Genomic DNA, 18,498 nt, shown 5'->3' with positions numbered 1-18,498 from the left:
GGATCCTTCCACAGACCGTCAGGCTTGTCAGCGCCTTCATCTCGGCACCGCCACCGCAGGATGCTGCGGGGATCTCAGTGCTCACCGGAGTCTGCTCACATCCGTCCCAACCGTGGGGCCAGGTCAAATGACGAGAGCAGAGCAAAGCCCACCGCTATATGAAGGCTGAGGTTCGAGGGAAGACGCAAAGACCTACACTACGGGAAGGGCAGGAATAAGTCCAATAGCTCCTCTCCCCCTTTTCCGTCAAGCCGCCGCGCCTCGCATCGGGGAGTGGAGATGGGGAAGGCCGGGCGCGCGGGCTCCGGCCCTACCCGGCGGCGGGCTCCGGGAGCGGGCCCGTGCTCACGTCGCCGCGGAGCCGCTTGACGATCAGTTCGGCACTGATCAGGCACATCGGGATGCCGATGCCCGGCACGGTGGAGCTGCCCGCGTAGAACAGGTTCTCCACCTTCGCGCTGCGGTTCGAGCCGCGGAAGAACGCGCTCTGCTTCAGGATGTGCGCCGGTCCGAGGGAGGTCCCCCGCCAGGCGTTGAGGTCCTCCGCGAAGTCCTGCGGTCCGTAGCTGCGCCGCACTACGACGCGCTCCGCCAGATCGGGGATGCCCGCCCACTCGGAGATCTGGCCGATGACGGCGTCGGCGAGGTCCTCGACCCGCGGGTCTCCCCCGCGCTCCAGCCCGCCCTTGCCGATCCCCACGTCCGCGGGGATGGGCACGAGCACGAAGACGTTCTCGTGGCCCTCGGGCGCGACGGAATCGTCCGTGGCGCTGGGACGGCAGACGTAGAGCGACGCCGGCGAGGGCACCGAGGTCTCCTTGCCGAAGATCCGTCCGAAGTTGTCCCGCCAGTCGGTGCTGAACAGCAGCGTGTGGTGTTCGAGCTGCGGGAGGGTGCCGCGCACGCCCAGGTACAGCAGCAGCGCGCTCGGTCCGGGGACGCGCTTCTTCCAGTACTTCTCCGGGTAGGTCTGGAGGTCCGACGGCAGGAGGGTCGTCTCCGTGTGGTGGAGATCGGCTGCGGAGACGACGAGGTCGGCGGCGGTCGACGTCGTCGTGTCCGCGGTGCGGTAGGTGACCGACCGCACCGTCGCGGTCCGGCGGTCCAGGGGCGACCGGCCGGGCGTGCGTGCGTCCGTGTCGATCGAGACGACGTCGGCACCGGTGCGGATCTCGACGCCCGCGCCCTCCGCGACGCGGCGCATCGCGTCGATGAGCGTCGTGAAGCCGCCCATCGGATAGAGCACACCGTCGTCGAGGTCGAGGTGGCTCATCAGGTGGTACATGCTCGGGGCGTCGAAGGGCGAACTGCCGAGGAAGACGGCCGGATACCCGAGGATCTGCTGGAGACGGGGGTCCTCGAACCGCTTCTCGACGAACGACTGCAGCGGCTGCAGGAGGAGCAGGCCGATGCGGGGCAGCCGCTTCAGGACGTCGGGCCGGAGGAACGGGAGGAAGGACTGGAACGTCGAGTAGAGGAAGCGCTTCTTGGCGATCTCGTAGGCATCCTCGGCGGAGTCCAGGTACTGCGAGAGCTGCTCGCCGGCCCCGGCCTCGAGGGACTCGAAGAGCTTGGTGACGGCCTCCCGGTCCGCGGGGACGTCGACGGCGTCGAAGCCCTCCTCGAAGATGACGCGGTAGCCGGGGTCGAGCTTCACCAGCTCGAGCTGCTCCGCGGCGCTCGTGCCCATCAGCTTGAAGAAGTGGTCGATCACCTCGGGCATCAGGTACCAGGAGGGGCCGGTGTCGAAGCGGAAGCCGTCCTGTTCCCAGGACCCCGCCCGGCCGCCGACCTCGTCCCGCTTCTCCAGCAGGGTGACGCGGTGGCCCTCCCGTGCCAGGAGGGCCGACGTCGCCAGTCCGCCGATCCCGCCGCCGATCACGACGACGTCCTTCGCCCCCACACGTGCGCGCCTGCTCTGCTGTGCGGTCATGCCGTCCTCTCCTGCGCGGCAGGTTCCGGTACCGCGCGACCGGTGAAGGCTTGCGCCATGATGCGGAACTTCACCGGGTTGGGAACCCTGATCCGTGCCCGAAGGAGTTCCTCGGCGGGTGTGCGCCGGAGGCGCACCGCGAGGTCGGTGAACAGGCCCTGTGCGAGGGCGACGGCGCGGCGCGACGTCGGGGGCAGCCCCGGGAGAGCGGCGGCCGAGATCCGCAGGTCCTCGTCGATGTCGTCCAGCAGGCGGTTCTTGTCCGCCTCGGTGAAGTTGCCGGGCCGGACGCCGGGGAAGTAGCTGCGCCCGAGGGTCGTGAAGTCCTCGGCGAGGTCCCGCAGGAAGTTGATCTTCTGGAAGGCCGCGCCCAGGTGCCGTGCGCCGTCGACCAGCACGGCGTCCTCCTCGGGCGGAACCGTCCGGCCCACTAGGAACGCCTTCAGGCACATGAGCCCGACGACCTCCGCCGAGCCGTACACGTACAGGTCGAAGGACTCCTGGGTGTGCTCGTGCTGGGTGATGTCGGCGCGCATCGAGGCGAAGAAGGGGCGGGTGAGGTCGACGCCGATGCCGGTGCTCCTCGCCGTGACCGCGAAGGCGTGCACCACGAGGTTGGCGCTGTAGCCCGTGGCCATGGCCGTCTCGGTGTCCCGCTCGAGGTCGTCGAGCAGTCGCTCCACATCCGCGTCGGAGAGGCCGGCCCCGGCAGCGGCGCCGTCGACGATCTCGTCCGCCACGCGCACGAGGGCGTACACGGCCTCGATGGCGCTGCGCGTGGTGCGGTCGAGGATCCTCGACGCCAGGCCGAAGGACGTCGAGTAGCAGCGGATGACCTCGGCGGAGGTCCTCAGCGCGGCGTCGGTGTAGCGCGCGAGCGAATCGTCCACGCCCACTCAGTGCACCCTGTCCACGACGGCGGTCACGACCGGTTCGAGCGCGGACCGCAGGGCGGACGGCACCGCCGCCGACTCAAGGTGCGTGCGGGCACGCGACGCGTACTGGGCGGCGAGATCCGCGGAGTAGTCCTTCGCACCGCTGTCCACGAGGATCCGCCGCACGAAGTCGGCGTCCGACGCCGACATGCCGGGGCTCCCGACGAGCGAGGAGATGCTCTCCCATTCGGGGCGCGCGGACATGTAGGACAGGAGCGCCGTCCGCTTGCCCTCGCGCAGGTCCCCCCAGTTCGTCTTCCCGGTGCGCGTCTCGCTGCCGAAGACGCCGAGCAGGTCGTCGGCGATCTGGTAGGCGATCCCGGCGTCGCGCCCGAAGTCGCCGAGCCGTTCGACCACTTCCTCCTCGGCGCCCGCGAGGACGGCGCCGGCCTGGAGGGGCCCCTCGAAGGAGTACACCGACGTCTTGAGGCGGGCCATCTGGACGATGTCCTCGAGCGGGGGCACGTCGGCGCTGAGGGAGGTCTCGACGTCGAGGAACTCCCCGGCCGCGGAGGCGAACACGGCGTCGTCGAGGATGCCCCCCAGCCGGCGGCGCGTGGCGGGCGGGGCGGCGACCCGCTCGAGCAGGCGGTAGGCGTTGGACAGTGCGAGGTCGCCGGCGATGACCCCGGCGGAGAGCCCGACGTGGCGTGCTCCGTCCGGGGACAGGCCCGCGGCCTCCGCCACACTGCGGTAGCGGCCGGACACGTTCGGGATCCCCCGGCGGACGAAGTCGCGGTCGATCACGTCGTCGTGCACGATCAGGGCCGTGTGGAGGAGCTCGAACGCCGCGCCGAGTTCGGCGGCGTTGTCGAGGTCACGCCCGCCGAGCATCTGGTAGGCGGACATCACGAGGCGGGGCCGGAAGCGCTTGCCACCCGTGGTGCACCGCTCGAGGGTCTCCCACAGGGCGTGATAGCCGGGGCCGATCTTCGCGGCGCGGTTCTTGGACTCCTCGAAGAACCGCCCGAGGGCATCCTCGACCTGCTCCAGCCCGGCGGGCTCGACCAGCAGAGTGTCCATGTCCATAGGTAAAGTAAACAACGGAAAGTGCGCCCTTGACGACACGCGGGGGCGGACGGCGGCGGGCCGGCCACGCGGCGACGCCGCCCCCCGCGCCACGCGCGGACAACCAGCGAAAAGAGAGCCACCATGGCGAGCGAAACAGGAACGATCGAGCACGGGACGGCCGGTAGGGGCGGCGGCACACGGCGGGACGCCGAGCTCGTCGTGCTGCTCGCGGAGGACGGCACGCCGCTCGGGACGCAGGAGAAGGCGACCGTCCACACCCTCGACACGCCCCTCCACCTCGCCTTCTCGACCCACGTGTTCGACGGCGAGGGGCGCATCCTCGTGACCCGGCGCGCGCTCGGCAAGAAGGCCTGGCCAGGCGTATGGACCAACTCCTTCTGCGGGCACCCCGCCCCGGGCGAGGACTTCGAGGATGCGGTGCACCGGCGTGCCGCCCAGGAACTCGGGTTCACCGTCAGGGACGTGCGGGCCGCACTGCCCGACTTCCGTTACCGGGCCGTGGACGCCGGCGGGATCGTCGAGAACGAGATCTGCCCCGTCTACACGGCCCTCGCCGACAGCGCCGTGGCCCCCCTGCCCGAGGAGGTCATGGACCACCAGTGGGTGGACGCTCGGAGCCTCGTGCGTGCCGTCACCGCCACCCCGTGGGCGTTCAGCCCCTGGCTGACCCTCCAGCTCCCGCTGCTCTACCCGCAGGGCGCCGACGGGCCGGGGCCGCACCGGCGCGACTGAACCCGGTCGGAGGCGGAGGGACCAGGCCCTAATCTGGTAGCGGCACCATTTCAACGACGAAAGAGAGTTTCGCCATGGCGACACCCACGCCAGCCCCCGACGACGTCGTCCTCGTCGGCGGAGCCCGCACACCCCTCGGGCGCCTCAACGGACAGCTCGCCTCCTTCACCGCCGTCGACCTCGGCGCGCTCGCCATCACGGGTGCGCTGGAGCGGGCGGGGGTCGATCCCTCCGCCGTGGACGCCGTCATCATGGGCCACGTGGTGCAGGCGGGCTGCGGCCAGAACCCCGCGCGGCAGTCGGCCGTCAAGGCGGGCATCCCCTGGAACGTCCCGGCCGTCACCCTCAACAAGGTGTGCCTGTCCGGGCTCACCGCCGTGATCGACGCCGCCCGGCTGATCCGCAGCGGCGAGGCGCGCGTCGTCGTGGCAGGCGGCCAGGAGTCCATGACGCGTGGTCCCCACCTGCTCCCGGGCGCCCGTCAGGGATGGACCTACGGGTCCATCCACGCCCTCGACTCCGTGGCCCACGACGGGCTGACCGATGCGTTCGACGACGAGTCGATGGGGGCCTCGACCGAACGCGGCAACGTGCGGCTCGAGATCGACCGCACGGCCCAGGACGCGGTCGCCGCGGCGTCCCACCAGCGGGCCGCGGCTGCCACGGACGGCGGGGTCCTCGCGGAGGAGATCGTCCCGGTGACCGTACCGCAGCGCAAGGGCGACGACGTCGTCCTCACGGCCGACGAGGGCATCCGCCCGACGACGAGCGTGGAGTCGCTCGCGAAGCTGCGGCCGGCGTTCAACCCGGACGGCGCGATCACGGCGGGCAACTCCTCCCCGCTGTCCGACGGCGCCGCCGCGCTCGTCGTCACCACCCGCGCCCATGCCGAGGAGCTCGGGCTCACGGTGCTCGCCGTCGTCGGCCGCCCGGGCCAGGTGGCGGGCCCGGACAACACGCTCCACTCGCAGCCCTCGGCCGCCATCAGCCAGGCCCTCGACCGTGCGGGGTGGTCCGCGGCCGATCTGGACTTCATCGAGATCAACGAGGCGTTCGGCTCGGTGGCCGTGCAGTCGCTCAAGGACCTCGACTACCCGCTCGAGAAGTGCAACATCCATGGCGGGGCGATCGCGCTCGGCCACCCCATCGGAGCGTCGGGTGCCCGGCTGGCGTTGCACGCGGCCATGGAGCTCGCGCGCCGCGGGACCGGGAAGTCCGCTGTCAGCCTGTGCGGCGGAGGCGGCCAGGGCGAAGCCCTCCTCCTCTGGCGCTGAGGCGTCCCCCGATCCTCCTGTCATACGAGAAGAGCCCCGCTTCGTGAGAAGCGGGGCTCTTCCGTCGTGCGAGCGGCCGGCACGTGCCGGCCGGAGGTGTTACTTGAGGGTAACGGTGGCGCCGGCGGCCTCGAGGGCCTCCTTGGCCTTCTCTGCGGCTTCCTTGGTGGCACCTTCGAGGACGGCCTTGGGCGCGCTGTCGACGACGTCCTTGGCTTCCTTCAGGCCCAGCGAGGTGAGCGCGCGAACTTCCTTGATCACTGCGATCTTCTTGTCGCCTGCAGCCTCGAGGACGACGTCGAACGCGGTCTGCTCCTCTTCGACAGCATCTGCGCCGCCGCCGGCGGGGCCGGCGACTGCAACTGCAGCAGCGGTGACATCGAAGGTCTCCTCGAACAGCTTCACGAAGTCCGAGAGTTCGATGATGGACAGTTCCTTGAAGGCCTCGATGAGCTCTTCGTTGGTGAGTTTCGCCATGGGAGGCGTCCTTCCTTTAGTGGTGCAGTGCACCGGAATATGTGGGGCGAAGGGAAACTAGTTCGCTTCGGGTGCTGCGGCTTCCTCGACGGGAGCCTCCGCGGGAGCTTCTGCGGGCGCAGCGGCTTCCTCGGTTGCAGCGGGAGCGTCGGCATCGGCTGCAGGTGCAGCGTCGCTTCCCTCCTCGAGCTTGATGCGCAGGGCATCGACGGTGCGTGCCAGGGAGGACATCGGTGCCTTGAGGACACCGGCCACCCGGGCGAGCTGGAGTTCACGGGACTCGAGGGCCGCCAGGGCGATGACCTCGGAGGCGTTGAGCGCCTTGCCCTCGAAGATTCCGGTCTTGATGACGAGCTTCGGGTTGGCTTTCGCGAAATCCGTGAGGCTCTTGGCTGCAGCAACGGCGTCGCCCTTGATGAAGGCGATCGCGGTAGGTCCGGAGAGCTGGCCATCGAATGCGTCGATGCCTGCTTCCTTCGCCGCGATGCCGGTCAGGGTGTTCTTGACGACGGAGAACTTGTTGTCGGTGCCGAGCGCACGACGCAGGTTCTTCAGCTGAGCAACGGTGAGCCCGCGGTATTCGGTCAGGACAGCGGCGGTGGATTCCTTGAAATCGGTGGCGATCTCATCCACTGCGGAAACCTTTGTTGGCGTTGCCATAACCCTCCTTCCGGGGGAATATGCGCCGGCTTTCCAGCTCCAATGAAAAACGCCCCGCGCAGATGCACGGGGCTTTGCTCGACACGGGCCGGGGCCAGTGGAGAGGAGCTTCGTTCACCTGCGTAGGCCGTCCCTCACGGGCACTTTCGGATCCTGATCCTTCTTCCCTGCAGCTCACGAGTGAGCAACCGGGAAGCGGACGCGGACCGACCGACGGTCTTTGGTGCTTCAAGCCTACGTGACGCCCGAGGCGTCTCCAAATCGGTGCGGGGGAAGCACCTTCTGCCAGCCTGCCGTCCGGCCCGCCGGCCGGAAGCCGAGTGCCACGTTCACGTCGAGCATGAACGTGTTCTCCTCGGCGTTCCAGGTGTAGACGCGCTCCGCGCCGGGCCATTCCGCGAGCACACGCCGGAGGTTGGCCGCCTTGAGCCACAGGCCGAGCCGGTGGCCCCGATGCTCGTTGAGGACCAGCGTGTCCTCCTGGTGGACGATGGCGGGCCTGGAGGCGAAGCGCTCGAGGATGGTGTGCCCTACGAGGTGTCCGCTGGGCCGGTGCCGTGCCGCGCAGACGAGGGTCGATGTCCCGCCCTCCGCGGACCTCCCCTCCTCCCGACGGATGCGGTCCGCGTCCCACTGCTCCTCCTCCTGGGCGAAGCCGCCGAGCGGCGGGTCGGTGCTCATCTTCCGGCGCAGCAGGGAGTAGTCCGCCAGCAGCCCGTCCGGGCAGCGCCCACCCCACGCCACCAGCTCGTAGTCGGGCGCGCCCACCCTGCCCGCATCCTGCTCCAGTTGCTGCACGCCCTCCAGCCGGTCGAGGTGCAGCACACTCAGGCGATCCACCTGGACGAGCTCGAATCCCGACCGCAGGGCGAGGATCGCGGACGCATCGCCGGCGGGGAAGGATCCCGCGCCGGTCGGCGGGACGATCATGGCACCCTGGTCCCGGTCGTCCCCGACGGCCACGTCGCTCCAGGACATGATCGTGGTACGCCCCCTGAGCCGCACCTGCTGCTCCGCGAAGGCCAGCAGCGCGGCACCCAGCCCCCGCCGCCGGTACGCCGGTAGCACCTCGATCTGCAGGAATGCCGCCTGCAGGTTGTCCCGGAGCGGGAAGCCGAGGCGCGCGTTGGCCACGATGCTGCCACCGTCCCGCGCCACCCCGAGCACGTACTCACGATCGGGGCTCGGCTGCATCATCGCGATTCGCTCGTCCGGCGCCGTGCAGAAATCGTCATGACCCCACACGGCGTGCTCCACCGCGTTGCTCACGGCCGCGCTCCGCCGGAACCCGTCGCCTCCCTCGACGTCGAGCGTGCGGGGAATCGGTAGCTGCTCGATGGTCGCCGTGATCACGGGCCCAGCATAGCCCTGCGATTGGGACCCCTCAATCACTGTTGCCCCCAGACACGAAGAAGCCCCGCGGCTGATGCCGCGGGGCTTCTTCGGGAACAACGCCTCAGACGGCGAAGACCTTGGTGACGTTCGGGTCGACGGAGATGCCGGGACCGAAGGTCGTCGAGACGGTCGCCTTCTGGATGTAGCGGCCCTTCGAGGCGGAGGGCTTCAGGCGGAGGATCTCCTCGAGCGCCGCGGCGTAGTTCTCGCCCAGCTTCTGCTCGTCGAAGGACACCTTGCCGATGATGAAGTGGAGGTTCGAGTGCTTGTCGACGCGGAAGTCGATCTTGCCACCCTTGATGTCGGTGACGGCCTTCGCGACATCTGCCGTGACCGTACCGGTCTTCGGGTTCGGCATCAGGTTGCGGGGGCCGAGGATCTTTCCGAGGCGTCCAACCTTGCCCATGAGGTCAGGGGTCGCTACGGCCGCGTCGAAGTCGGTCCAGCCGCCGGAGACCTTTTCGATCATGTCGTCGGACCCGACGAAGTCGGCGCCGGCCGCGATGGCCGCCTCTGCCTTCTCGCCGGTCGCGAAGACCAGGACGCGGGCGGTCTTGCCGGTGCCGTGGGGGAGGTTCACGGTGCCGCGGACCATCTGGTCCGCCTTGCGGGGATCCACTCCGAGACGGAAGGACACCTCGACCGTGGCGTCGAACGTGGAAGGGTTGGTCTCCTTCGCGAGGACTACCGCTTCGAGGGGGGCGTACTGCTTGTCCGCCTCGATCTTCGCGGCAGCTCCCTTGTATGCTTTGCTGCGCTGTGCCATCTGCTTGTTCTCCTTATGCAGTCGTGGTCTGCGGACCGCGCTGGGCCCTGCCACTCACGACGTCGTCCGCGGGAGCGTCGCCGTCGTGCCTATTGGTGGTGTGCCCTGTCCGTCGAAGCCGGACCGGGCGGGGGTGGGGTGGTTAGCCCTCGACCGTGATGCCCATGGAGCGGGCGGTACCGGCGATGATCTTCGCGGCTGCCTGGACGTCGTTGGCGTTGAGGTCTTCCATCTTCATGGTGGCGATCTCCTCGACCTGGGCGTTGGTCAGCTTGGCGACCTTGACCGTGTGGGGCGTCCCCGAGCCCTTGGCGACTCCGGCCGCCTTCTTGATCAACTCGGCTGCCGGCGGGGTCTTCGTGACGAAGGTGAACGAACGGTCCTCGTACACCGTGATCTCGACGGGGATGACGTTGCCGCGCTGGGACTCCGTGGCGGCGTTGTACGCCTTGCAGAATTCCATGATGTTGACACCGTGCTGGCCAAGCGCGGGACCGATGGGAGGGGCCGGGTTGGCGGCACCTGCATTGATCTGCAGCTTGATGAGGCCGGTGACCTTTTTCTTGGGGGCCATGAAAGGGTCCTTCTCTTGCATTGCGATCCCGCGGGACAGGAGCGTCCTGCGGGGTGGTGGCCGTCATGGCGTGACGGCCTTCACGGTGCCCCCGGCCAAGCACGCCGGGTGGCACCGAAGCTTTACTGGATCTTGGTGACCTGGTTGTAGGAGAGCGTGACCGGGGTCTCGCGCTCGAAGATCGAGACGAGCACGACGAGCTGCTGCGACTCGTGCTTGATCTCGGAGATCGTCGCCGGGAGGGTCTCGAAGGGGCCCTCGTTGACGGTGACGGACTCGCCGACCTCGAAGTTGACCGTTGCGGGGGTGAACTGCGGCTGGACGGGCTTGCCGGACACCGCGTCCGTGTGGACGATGGTGTGCTCGAGCATCGAGAAGACCTCGGAGAGGCTCAGCGGGACCGGGTTGTGGGCATTGCCCACGAAGCCGGTGACGCCCGGGGTGTGCCGTACGGCACCCCAGGACTCGTCGGTCAGTTCCATACGGACCAGTACGTAGCCGGGGATACGCACGCGGTTGACGATCTTCCGCGTGGTGTTCTTGATCTCGACGACCTCTTCCATCGGGACCTGGATCTCGAAGATGTAGTCTTCCATGTCCAGCGTCTGGATGCGGGTCTCGAGGTTCGCCTTCACGCGGTTCTCGTAGCCGGCGTAGGAGTGGATGACGAACCAGTCGCCCTCCTGGCGGCGGAGTTTCGCCTTGAACGCGACCACGGGGTCCTCGACGGGAGCTTCCTCGGCGGCCTCGTCGGTGGCTTCCGGGGCCTCCGCCTTGGCGTCCCCGGACACGGCATCCGCTTCGTCGGCGTCGTCGTAGTCGTCGTCATCGGCGGCAGTGTCGGCGTCGGAGGCTGCGGCCTCGTCGACGGCGTCGATCGCCGTGGCCTCGAGGTCGGAGTCGGTGGAGTCGTCGACCGCGTCGGAGCCGTCAGCAGGCACGTCGATGTCGGCGGAGTCCACCTCCGCCTCCGTCCCGTACTCCTCGTTCTCCAGACCATCTTCGGGAGTGATCTGCCGTTCGAGTTCTTGCTCGGACACCTAGCCGCCTGCTTTCTGACATTCTTCGAAGGTTGTTCTGCTTGCCTGCACTCGACCCGGCGCTCCGCCGGCGGTGCGTCGGTGGGGTGTCCCCCAGGGCAACGTCAGTTGCCGCCGAACACCCACAGCGCGCCGGCCCCGAACAGGAGGTCCAGTCCGGTCACGATGAGCATCATGATGATCACGAAGACGAGGACGGTGATGGTGAATCGGACCAGCTCCCGGCGGGTCGGCGTGACGACCTTCCCGAGCTCCGCAAGGACCTGGCGGATGAACAGCATGATGCGTCCGAAGAACCCGCGCTGGGGTTCCTTCTTCTCGGAGGGGCTTCCCTTGGAGCTGCTCGCAGCCGTATCGGTCACCGTCAACCTCATCAATCTGTGTGGTGTTCCAGCCGGACCACCAGAGGCGCGTCCAGCTGATCATGTTTACCGTCGCGCGGAACCGATACCTGCGTCGGGACTTCGTGATCTGTTTCTGCCGTGCCTTCGCCGTCGTTCCGCGAAGGCCACGCGCAGGGCAGACAGGACTCGAACCTGCAACCTGCGGTTTTGGAGACCGCTGCGCTACCAATTGCGCCACTACCCTTTGGTCTTGAACCGGTACAGCTCCACTCCGGACGGCCCGGGGAGGGCACGAACCATCATGGTGTTTCAACACCGAGGGACAAGTCTACGCATTCACCGCCGGAACGTCGAACCGGCAGCATGCGCCCCCGCCACGGCGCCTTCCCCGGACGTGGCACGGCAGCGGCCGCGCGGACGCTCCGGCGCAGGGAGGCGGCCCTGTTCGGGCCCCGGCAGGTGCCAGCGCCTAAGCTGGGACGAGACACTTGCCCCCCATGGAACGGGACCCGATGAACGCGACGACCGACGACTCCGCCCGCGCAGCACTCCCCCGGATCTCCCGACGGATCGGCTCGATCGCGGAGTCCGCGACACTCGCTGTGGACGCCAAGGCCAAGGCCCTGAAGGCTGCCGGGCGCCCCGTGATCGGGTTCGGCGCGGGTGAGCCCGACTTCCCCACCCCGGACTACATCGTCGAGGCGGCGATCGAGGCGGCCCGCCAGCCGCGGTTCCACCGCTACTCCCCCGCCGGCGGACTGCCGGAACTGAAGCAGGCGATCGCCGCCAAGACGCTGCGCGACTCCGGCTACGGCGTCGACCCGTCCCAGGTGCTGGTGACGAACGGCGGCAAGCAGGCCGTGTACGAATCCTTCGCCGCGCTCCTCGATCCCGGGGACGAGGTCCTGGTACCCACTCCGTTCTGGACCACCTACCCCGAGGCCATCCGCCTGGCCGGCGGTGTGCCGGTCGAGGTGTTCGCCGGCCCCGAGCAGGGTTACCTGGTGACGGTGGACCAGCTGGCGGCCGCCCTGACGCCGCGCACCAAGGTGCTCCTCTTCGTCTCGCCGTCCAACCCCACCGGTGCGGTGTACGGCCCGGACGCCGTACGGGAGATCGGCGAGTGGGCCGCGGCGCGCGGACTGTGGGTCGTCACCGACGAGATCTACGAGCACCTGACGTACGACGACGTCCCGTTCACCTCGATCGCGACGGCGGCCCCCGCCCTCGGCGACAGGGTGGTGGTGCTCAACGGCGTCGCGAAGACCTATGCGATGACCGGATGGCGCGTGGGCTGGATGATCGGACCGAACGACCTCGTGAAGGCGGCGACCAACCTGCAGTCGCACGCGACGTCGAACGTCTCGAACGTGCCGCAGATGGCGGCGCTCGCCGCCGTCTCGGGCCCGCTGACGGCGGTCGAGGAGATGAAGGTCGCGTTCGACCGGCGGCGCCGCGCGATGGTCTCGGCGCTCGACGCGATCGAGGGTGTCGAATGCCCCACCCCGCACGGGGCCTTCTACGCCTACGCGGATGTCCGCGCCCTCCTCGGCAGGAGCTTCGACGGCGCCACGCCCGCGACGTCCGCCGAACTCGCCGCACTGATCCTCGAGAGGGTGGAGGTCGCCGTCGTTCCCGGCGAGGCCTTCGGGCCCAGCGGGTACCTGCGGTTGTCCTACGCCCTCGGCGACGAGGACCTCGCGACGGGTGTGCGCCGGCTGCAGGAGTTCCTCGGGTCCGTCCGCTGACGCGACGGCCAGGGCGCCCGGCCACGTCCGGCGGCTGATCAGAGCAGCCGGCGCTCCGTGGCCCAGCGCGTGAGCTCGTGGCGGGAGGAGAGCTGCAGCTTCCGGAGGACCGCCGACACATGGGTCTCGACGGTCTTGACGGAGATGAACAGCTCCTTCGCCGTCTCCTTGTAGCTGTAGCCGCGGGCGATCAGCCTCATGACCTCCAGTTCGCGTGCGGACAGGCGATCGAGCTCGTCGTCGACGGCGACCGACGCCGTCCCGAACGCATCGAGGACGAATCCGGCGAGCCGCGGCGAGAAGACGGCGTCCCCCGAGGCGATGCGCTGCACGGCATCGGTGATCTCCGGCCCGGAGATGGTCTTCGTGACGTAGCCGCGGGCCCCCGCGCGGATGACGGCGACGACGTCCTCGGCCGAGTCGGACACGCTCAGCGCCAGGAAGCGGGACGGGACGCCGAGCCGGGAGCACCGGTGGATGACCTCCGCGCCGCCGCCGCCCCGCCCGCCCGGCAGGTGCACGTCGAGGAGGACGACGTCGGGCCGCACGGCATCGATCACGGTCTCCGCCTCCTTGACCGTCGCCGCTTCGCCGAGGACCCGGATCACGGGGCCGAGCGCCCCACGGAGCCCTGCTCGGAAGATCCCGTGGTCGTCGACGATGACCACGGAGACGGTTCCCGGAGCCGGTCCCGGTTCATCCATGCTGCCCATGTGTCTCCCTTCCGGCCGTCGGCCGTCCGTCCTGTCGCCGTGCACGGCTGCCGATCGTCCCGGCGCCTCGGTCGCCGAGCGCCCCGATCGCCCCGGGGCGGGGCCGCGGCCTCATGCGGGGACGCCGGTGGCCCGGGGCAGGCGGAGCCGCACCTCGGTGCCGTCCGCATCGCTGCGGAGTTCCGCCGTTCCACCGTGACGCTGCATCCTGCTGTGGATCGACTCCCGGATGCCCAGGCGGTCGGCCGGGACCGCCGCCGGGTCGAAGCCCGGGCCGCGGTCGCGCACGAAGACCTCCATGGTCTCCGGTCCGGCCTCGAGGTACACCGACACGGCGACACCGGCGTGCTTCGCCGCGTTGAGCATTGCTTCACGGGCTGCCTGCGCGAGGGCGTCCTCGGCCTGCCCGAGAGGGGCGTCGCCCACGGCGACGACGGTGACCGGGTGCCCGTAGAGGTCCTCGATCTCCCCGGCCATGCTCCGGAGCCGTTCGGCGAGGCTGACGGGGTCCCGCCCGGCGTCGGCGAACAGCCACTGGCGCAGCTCGCGTTCCTGGGCCCGGGCCAGGCGCAGCACATCCGTCTCCGAGTCCGCCCGATTCTGGATGAGGGCCAGGGTCTGCAGTACCGAGTCGTGGAGGTGCGCGGCGATCTCCGCGCGTTCCGTCTCCCGCACACGGGCTGCCTGCTCGCTCTCCAGGTCCCGCCAGAACTTGAGGCCCCAGGGGGCGAGGACCAGCCCCACGCCCGCGAGGACGGCTAGGACGGCGACGAGGGTCGCCATGGTCAGGGTCCATGAACCGCTGCTGGAGAGTGCAACGAGGACCCCCGCGATGACGAGCACCATGCCGGCGAACAGGCGCAGGGCGCCGCCCGCCCGCTCGGCGCCGGCCCGGTTCATCACCCGTGCCCGGCGCACGTCGTCGAGCTGGGACCAGGCGAGGGCTGCGCCCGTCGCGACGACCGCGATGGGGACGAGGAAGCCCCAGTCGACCGCGACGCCCAGCAGCTGCACCACGAGGACGGCCGCAGCGACCAGCAGTGCGGTGCCGAACAGGATCTCCCGGTGCCCGGCACGCTCCGTGCGGTCGCTCCAGGAGTCGGCGGCGAAGGGATCGGCGCCGTCGGGCCGCGCCCCTGCAGGAGCCGAGCCTGCGGGAGGTGCGCCGGAGCCGGTCTGTCCCGTGCCGGGCAGCACGGCGAGGGAGGCGGCCGGCCGGCCCGTCCGACCACCGAGGTCGTCCTGGGGGCCCGTCGCGCCGACGTCGTGCATGAAGGCCGCAGGACCCCTCCTGTGTCCCGCCGCAGCGGCCCGGTCCGACGCCGTCGGAACGAAGATCCAGAGCCAGGCGTACAGGAAGACTCCAGCGCCGGAGGCGAGGGTCAGGACCGCCATGCCGACCCGGACCCAGGACCGGGGGACGCCCAGATGAGCCGCGAGGCCCGCGCACACGCCGGCGATGATGCCGTCGGAGGTGCGCAGCAGCGGGGGTCTCATGTCCTCATCAAAGCACGCCGAGGGCCGCTCGGGGACGGTCCCGGAGCAGATTCAGGGGGCTCTCAGGGTTCAATCAGGGTAGGCCCCGATGTGCGCGCCACGGCGTGGGCGGAAGGATGGGGGACATGACCTCAGCACCACCGCCAGGCGGGCCGTCCTGGCACCAAGAACCGGCCGCATCGCACCCCGCGGGACCTCCCGCGTCGTCGTCGTTCTTCCGCTGGTTGCGGGGACTCGACATCACCCGGACCCCGGACCGCTGGGTCGGTGGAGTAGCCAGCGGCGTGGCCCGGCGCACCGGCCTGGACATCGCCCTCGTCCGCGGACTGATCGTGATCCTCGCGGTCTTCGGCGGTATCGGTGTGCTGCTGTACGGGCTCGCCTGGGCGCTGCTGCCGGAACCGGACGGGCGCATCCACGTGGAGCAGGCCGGCCGGGGCTCCTGGACCTCGGGACTGACCGGGGCCGCCGCGCTCGTGGCGATCGGCCTCTGGCGCCCGAATCTGCCCTACCTCGACGGCGGCGGTGCGGGCGGCCTGCTGTGGACCCTGTTCTGGATCGGCGCCGTCGTCCTCTTCGTGTACTGGATCATCAACCGCTCCACCGGCGGACAGGCCCGCCGGGACATCCCCGGTGGCCCGTCGACCCCCGGCGGGTCGGGCAGCGGCCCCGTGCCGCCCGGCCCCGTGCCGCCGGGCCCCGTGCCGCCGTCGGGTCCGGTACCGGACCGGGGTGACCCGGGGCGTCCCGGCCCCGTGCCGCCGTCGGGTCCGGACGGTGAAGCACCCGCGGCAGGACCGGCAGCAGGTCCCGGCGGGGGCTCGCCCGATGACGACTCCTCCAGCGGTCCGGTCGGCTCCGGCTTCCCCGTCGGCTCCGACACGGAACGGGACGGAGGAGCCGACGGCGCCGCGGATGACGGCGCGGATGACGGCGCGGACGGGAGCACCGACGATCCTGCCGACGATGACGCCGCGGCCGACGCCGGGCACCGCACCGTACCCCTGCCGTACCAGCCCCGCGCCTACTCGGCGACGGAGCCGTGGGCGCAGCAGACCCAGCCGTTGCCCTACGAGCCAGGGTCGTCCTGGTCGGGGTCCACGTATCCGGGGGCCTACATGGCCCCCGCCACCGGCCGGCCGCCGGTCACGAAGTACCGGCCGCCGCGGGCTCCCGGGCCCGTCACGGCACTGCTGGTCGGCGGGGCCGTCGTCGTCGGGGCAACGCTCCTCGCCCTCGACTACGTCGGAACGCTGGATCTCGCCAATCCGGTCGTCGTCGCCCTCGCTGCGGCTTCGATCGTCCTCGCCCTCGGTGTCATCGGGCTCGGAGCATGGGGGCGCACCTCCGGATTCGCCGGATTCGCGGCGGCGCTCGCCGTCATCGGCGCACTCATCGCGTCCTTCACGATCGTGGGCGGCGCATGGATCGTCGCCGAGGAGCGGAGGGCCACCCCGATGTCGCTGCAGGCCGCCTCCGGCGGCTACAGCGTCCTGGCCTCGCAGAGCACCATCGATCTCACCAGCCTGCCGCCGCTGTCCCGCGACGTCGTGGTGCCGGTCAACTCGCTCGCCAGCGCCGTCACCGTGGTGGTGCCCGACGACGTCCCGATCGAGGTCCGCACACGGATGGCGCTGGGCAGCTCCGGGACCCGCGGGACCCTGGAGGGGCCGGACGGCTCGTCCGCGGAGCCCCGGAGCGACGGCGGTGTCCTGCAGGTGCGGAACGGCACGCTGAACCCCGACGCCACCGGATCGGCGATCGTCCTCGACGTGCGCGGCGCGATGAGCGACGTCAGCATCGTCACCGCTCCCGGCTCCGGCGACACCTCTTCGACCATCAGTCCCACCCCGACCGGAGACACACCATGAGCACCGCACCGAACGGAACGAAACACCACCCACGCCTCCTGACCATCGTCTGGGGGTCGGTGATCCTCGCCGTGGCCTCCCTCCTCCTCGTCAGCCAGGTCGTGGAGCTGTCCATCGACCCCGTGATCGTGGCACTGGGCCTGCTCGTGGGCGTCGGGCTGGCGCTCGTCGCGGGCGGCATCCTGTCCCTGCGATCCAGGCCGACCGGGGACGGCCGGGAGGACCCGCACGACGACCCCCTGTCCGGATACTGACTGCAGTTGGATACTGATTCCCACGACCCCACCCACCCGAGAACCGAAAGGCACACCATGCAGTCCTTCTACCGCATGCTCCGCTCCTCACCCATCAAACGCGCTCCCGGGGGCCTCCTGGGCGGCATCGCCGCGGGCATCGCACTGCAGTACGGCTGGCGCGTGACCTACGTCCGCATCGGGATCCTGCTGAGCTTCCTGCTCCCCTTCATCGGCCTCCCGCTCTACCTCGTCCTCTGGCTCCTGCTCCCCACGACGGAAGGCACCATCGCCCTCGAGCGGCTCCTCGCCGGAGGCTAGGACCGGGCGTGCAGCAAGGGGCACCCGCCGCACGGCGGGTGCCCCTTCCGTCTGCGTGACCTGCAAGGATGGATGACGTGCCGAAGACTCCTGCTGCCCGCCGCTTCCCCCGCCTGCTCATCGCGTCCTGTGCCTTTTTGTTCGTCTCCGGCTACTTCGTGGTGCGGTTCCCGGACGTCGAGGGCGCGAGCTACGCGTCCTACGGCTTCAACCTGCTGATCGCCCTGCCGGCGTTCATCGCGCTCGTGCAGCAGCTCGGTGCCGCGCGGGGTGCCGCCGCCCTCGCGGCCGTGTCCGTCTTCGGCTACCTGATCGAGGGCTTCGGCGTCGCCACACATCTGCCCTACGGAGAGTTCTACTACGGTGAACCGCTGGGGCCCACGATCCTCGGCCTCGTCCCGTACCTGCTGCCCCTCTCCTACGTGCCGCTGGTCATCGGGGCGGTGGCCGTCGTCTCGGGCGGCGGGAGCGCCCTGCGGAGGATCCTGCTCGGCGGGCTGCTGCTCGTGGTCATCGACGGCGTCCTCGATCCCGGGGCGGTGTCGCTCGGCTTCTGGATCTGGCCGGGTGGCGGGCCCTACTACGGGGTCCCGCTCTCGAACTACGGCGGATGGCTCATCTCCGGGCTGGTCGCTTCCGCCCTCGTGACCTGGATCGGCGGGCGACGCCTGACCGATGTCCCGCTCCGGCCGGGCCTGCTCGACAGCCTGCTCGTCTCCATGTTCCTGTGGCTCGGCGTCTGCGTCTTCTCGGGACTCGTGTTCCCGGCAGTGCTCGCCGTCGCCCTGATCGTCCTCGTGGCGCGTCGGCGGGTGCAGCTCACGCGCACCGCGCCACCGTCCGCGTCGGCGGCGGGCGGGGCGACGGTCGACGCCGCACGGCAGGTCTGAGCCACTCCACCCCACACGAACGGACCCCGGCCGTCCCGCGGTCCGGCACCCGGGCAGTCCGGG

Annotated in this window: 19 protein-coding genes and 1 tRNA gene; 7 read left to right on the top strand and 13 right to left on the bottom strand. The window is 70.2% G+C overall.

Annotation, left to right across the window (positions count from 1 at the left end):
• Positions 1 to 310 precede the first annotated feature (310 nt).
• Genes crtI through AC4D2E_RS01765 form a run of 3 tightly spaced genes read right to left on the bottom strand, consistent with a single transcriptional unit; the run spans position 311 to position 3,897 of the window.
• Positions 311 to 1,933 (bottom strand): phytoene desaturase family protein, encoded by a 1,623-nt coding sequence (gene crtI / locus AC4D2E_RS01775; protein ID WP_490951495.1) that lies wholly within the window; start codon positions 1,931 to 1,933, stop codon positions 311 to 313.
• Positions 1,930 to 2,823 carry a phytoene/squalene synthase family protein gene (locus AC4D2E_RS01770; protein ID WP_490951494.1) on the bottom strand — a complete coding sequence of 298 codons (894 nt, stop codon included), beginning with the start codon at positions 2,821 to 2,823 and terminating at the stop codon, positions 1,930 to 1,932. The genes crtI and AC4D2E_RS01770 overlap by 4 nt, the downstream gene beginning before the upstream one ends.
• A 6-nt stretch (positions 2,824 to 2,829) precedes the next feature.
• On the bottom strand, positions 2,830 to 3,897 hold the full coding sequence (locus tag AC4D2E_RS01765) for a polyprenyl synthetase family protein (protein ID WP_490909924.1): 1,068 nt from the start codon (positions 3,895 to 3,897) through the stop codon (positions 2,830 to 2,832).
• Positions 3,898 to 4,020: 123 nt separating this feature from the next.
• On the opposite strand from AC4D2E_RS01765, the gene idi reads away from it, so the two are divergent.
• Positions 4,021 to 4,632, top strand: coding sequence for an isopentenyl-diphosphate Delta-isomerase (idi, locus tag AC4D2E_RS01760; RefSeq protein ID WP_104166397.1), 612 nt, complete (start codon positions 4,021 to 4,023; stop codon positions 4,630 to 4,632).
• Positions 4,633 to 4,706: 74 nt separating this feature from the next.
• Positions 4,707 to 5,906 carry an acetyl-CoA C-acetyltransferase gene (locus tag AC4D2E_RS01755; protein WP_104166399.1) on the top strand — a complete coding sequence of 400 codons (1,200 nt, stop codon included), beginning with the start codon at positions 4,707 to 4,709 and terminating at the stop codon, positions 5,904 to 5,906.
• A gap of 99 nt (positions 5,907 to 6,005) precedes the next feature.
• On the opposite strand, the gene rplL is transcribed toward AC4D2E_RS01755, so the two are convergent.
• The 8 genes from rplL to AC4D2E_RS01715 all read right to left on the bottom strand — a co-directional run bounded on the left by rplL (position 6,006) and on the right by AC4D2E_RS01715 (position 11,406).
• Positions 6,006 to 6,383 (bottom strand): 50S ribosomal protein L7/L12, encoded by a 378-nt coding sequence (gene rplL, locus AC4D2E_RS01750; RefSeq protein ID WP_104121380.1) that lies wholly within the window; start codon positions 6,381 to 6,383, stop codon positions 6,006 to 6,008.
• Between the two features lie 57 nt (positions 6,384 to 6,440).
• Positions 6,441 to 7,043, bottom strand: coding sequence for a 50S ribosomal protein L10 (gene rplJ / locus AC4D2E_RS01745; protein ID WP_104166401.1), 603 nt, complete (start codon positions 7,041 to 7,043; stop codon positions 6,441 to 6,443).
• A 234-nt stretch (positions 7,044 to 7,277) separates the two neighbouring features.
• Positions 7,278 to 8,396 (bottom strand): GNAT family N-acetyltransferase, encoded by a 1,119-nt coding sequence (locus AC4D2E_RS01740; protein WP_490951493.1) that lies wholly within the window; start codon positions 8,394 to 8,396, stop codon positions 7,278 to 7,280.
• Positions 8,397 to 8,499: 103 nt separating this feature from the next.
• Positions 8,500 to 9,204, bottom strand: coding sequence for a 50S ribosomal protein L1 (gene rplA / locus AC4D2E_RS01735; RefSeq protein WP_104121382.1), 705 nt, complete (start codon positions 9,202 to 9,204; stop codon positions 8,500 to 8,502).
• A gap of 142 nt (positions 9,205 to 9,346) precedes the next feature.
• On the bottom strand, positions 9,347 to 9,778 hold the full coding sequence (rplK, locus tag AC4D2E_RS01730) for a 50S ribosomal protein L11 (protein WP_043440576.1): 432 nt from the start codon (positions 9,776 to 9,778) through the stop codon (positions 9,347 to 9,349).
• A gap of 122 nt (positions 9,779 to 9,900) precedes the next feature.
• Positions 9,901 to 10,818, bottom strand: a complete 918-nt coding sequence (gene nusG, locus AC4D2E_RS01725) for a transcription termination/antitermination protein NusG (protein WP_490951492.1) — start codon at positions 10,816 to 10,818, stop codon at positions 9,901 to 9,903.
• A 104-nt stretch (positions 10,819 to 10,922) separates the two neighbouring features.
• On the bottom strand, positions 10,923 to 11,180 hold the full coding sequence (secE, locus tag AC4D2E_RS01720; protein ID WP_258069770.1) for a preprotein translocase subunit SecE: 258 nt from the start codon (positions 11,178 to 11,180) through the stop codon (positions 10,923 to 10,925).
• A gap of 153 nt (positions 11,181 to 11,333) precedes the next feature.
• A tRNA-Trp gene (locus AC4D2E_RS01715) sits at positions 11,334 to 11,406 on the bottom strand.
• 253 nt (positions 11,407 to 11,659) lie between these two features.
• On the opposite strand from AC4D2E_RS01715, the gene AC4D2E_RS01710 reads away from it, so the two are divergent.
• Positions 11,660 to 12,910 carry a pyridoxal phosphate-dependent aminotransferase gene (locus AC4D2E_RS01710; RefSeq protein ID WP_258069771.1) on the top strand — a complete coding sequence of 417 codons (1,251 nt, stop codon included), beginning with the start codon at positions 11,660 to 11,662 and terminating at the stop codon, positions 12,908 to 12,910.
• 38 nt (positions 12,911 to 12,948) lie between these two features.
• Here the strand turns inward: AC4D2E_RS01710 and AC4D2E_RS01705 are convergent, their stop codons facing one another.
• Together AC4D2E_RS01705 and AC4D2E_RS01700 are read right to left on the bottom strand one after the other, a co-directional pair.
• Complete coding sequence (locus AC4D2E_RS01705) at positions 12,949 to 13,623, bottom strand: LuxR C-terminal-related transcriptional regulator (RefSeq protein WP_490951491.1); 675 nt, start codon at positions 13,621 to 13,623, stop codon at positions 12,949 to 12,951.
• Between the two features lie 111 nt (positions 13,624 to 13,734).
• Positions 13,735 to 15,120 carry an ATP-binding protein gene (locus AC4D2E_RS01700; protein WP_104166411.1) on the bottom strand — a complete coding sequence of 462 codons (1,386 nt, stop codon included), beginning with the start codon at positions 15,118 to 15,120 and terminating at the stop codon, positions 13,735 to 13,737.
• A gap of 125 nt (positions 15,121 to 15,245) precedes the next feature.
• On the opposite strand from AC4D2E_RS01700, the gene AC4D2E_RS01695 reads away from it, so the two are divergent.
• From AC4D2E_RS01695 to AC4D2E_RS01680, 4 genes are all read left to right on the top strand, one after another.
• Entirely contained in the window at positions 15,246 to 16,991 is a 1,746-nt protein-coding gene (locus AC4D2E_RS01695) for a PspC domain-containing protein (RefSeq protein WP_490951490.1), read from the top strand.
• Positions 16,988 to 17,245 carry a hypothetical protein gene (locus AC4D2E_RS01690; RefSeq protein WP_490951489.1) on the top strand — a complete coding sequence of 86 codons (258 nt, stop codon included), beginning with the start codon at positions 16,988 to 16,990 and terminating at the stop codon, positions 17,243 to 17,245. The genes AC4D2E_RS01695 and AC4D2E_RS01690 overlap by 4 nt, the downstream gene beginning before the upstream one ends.
• 57 nt (positions 17,246 to 17,302) lie before the next feature.
• On the top strand, positions 17,303 to 17,545 hold the full coding sequence (locus tag AC4D2E_RS01685; RefSeq protein WP_104166413.1) for a PspC domain-containing protein: 243 nt from the start codon (positions 17,303 to 17,305) through the stop codon (positions 17,543 to 17,545).
• A gap of 77 nt (positions 17,546 to 17,622) precedes the next feature.
• On the top strand, positions 17,623 to 18,435 hold the full coding sequence (locus AC4D2E_RS01680) for a carotenoid biosynthesis protein (protein ID WP_490951488.1): 813 nt from the start codon (positions 17,623 to 17,625) through the stop codon (positions 18,433 to 18,435).
• Positions 18,436 to 18,498: the final 63 nt, after the last annotated feature.

Source organism: Arthrobacter sp. TJ-265, from assembly GCF_058269135.1.
The sequence above is the reverse complement of the archived record's forward strand: the minus strand, read 5'-3'. Positions and strand labels throughout refer to the sequence as shown.

Coding starts and splice junctions, on each gene's coding strand:
- crtI (WP_490951495.1), bottom strand. CDS start 1,933: ATGACCGCACAGCAGAGCAGGCGCGCACGTGTGGGGGCGAAGGACGTC.
- AC4D2E_RS01765 (WP_490909924.1), bottom strand. CDS start 3,897: ATGGACATGGACACTCTGCTGGTCGAGCCCGCCGGGCTGGAGCAGGTC.
- idi (WP_104166397.1), top strand. CDS start 4,021: ATGGCGAGCGAAACAGGAACGATCGAGCACGGGACGGCCGGTAGGGGC.
- AC4D2E_RS01755 (WP_104166399.1), top strand. CDS start 4,707: ATGGCGACACCCACGCCAGCCCCCGACGACGTCGTCCTCGTCGGCGGA.
- rplL (WP_104121380.1), bottom strand. CDS start 6,383: ATGGCGAAACTCACCAACGAAGAGCTCATCGAGGCCTTCAAGGAACTG.
- rplJ (WP_104166401.1), bottom strand. CDS start 7,043: ATGGCAACGCCAACAAAGGTTTCCGCAGTGGATGAGATCGCCACCGAT.
- rplA (WP_104121382.1), bottom strand. CDS start 9,204: ATGGCACAGCGCAGCAAAGCATACAAGGGAGCTGCCGCGAAGATCGAG.
- rplK (WP_043440576.1), bottom strand. CDS start 9,778: ATGGCCCCCAAGAAAAAGGTCACCGGCCTCATCAAGCTGCAGATCAAT.
- AC4D2E_RS01710 (WP_258069771.1), top strand. CDS start 11,660: ATGGAACGGGACCCGATGAACGCGACGACCGACGACTCCGCCCGCGCA.
- AC4D2E_RS01705 (WP_490951491.1), bottom strand. CDS start 13,623: ATGGGCAGCATGGATGAACCGGGACCGGCTCCGGGAACCGTCTCCGTG.
- AC4D2E_RS01700 (WP_104166411.1), bottom strand. CDS start 15,120: ATGAGACCCCCGCTGCTGCGCACCTCCGACGGCATCATCGCCGGCGTG.
- AC4D2E_RS01695 (WP_490951490.1), top strand. CDS start 15,246: ATGACCTCAGCACCACCGCCAGGCGGGCCGTCCTGGCACCAAGAACCG.
- AC4D2E_RS01690 (WP_490951489.1), top strand. CDS start 16,988: ATGAGCACCGCACCGAACGGAACGAAACACCACCCACGCCTCCTGACC.
- AC4D2E_RS01685 (WP_104166413.1), top strand. CDS start 17,303: ATGCAGTCCTTCTACCGCATGCTCCGCTCCTCACCCATCAAACGCGCT.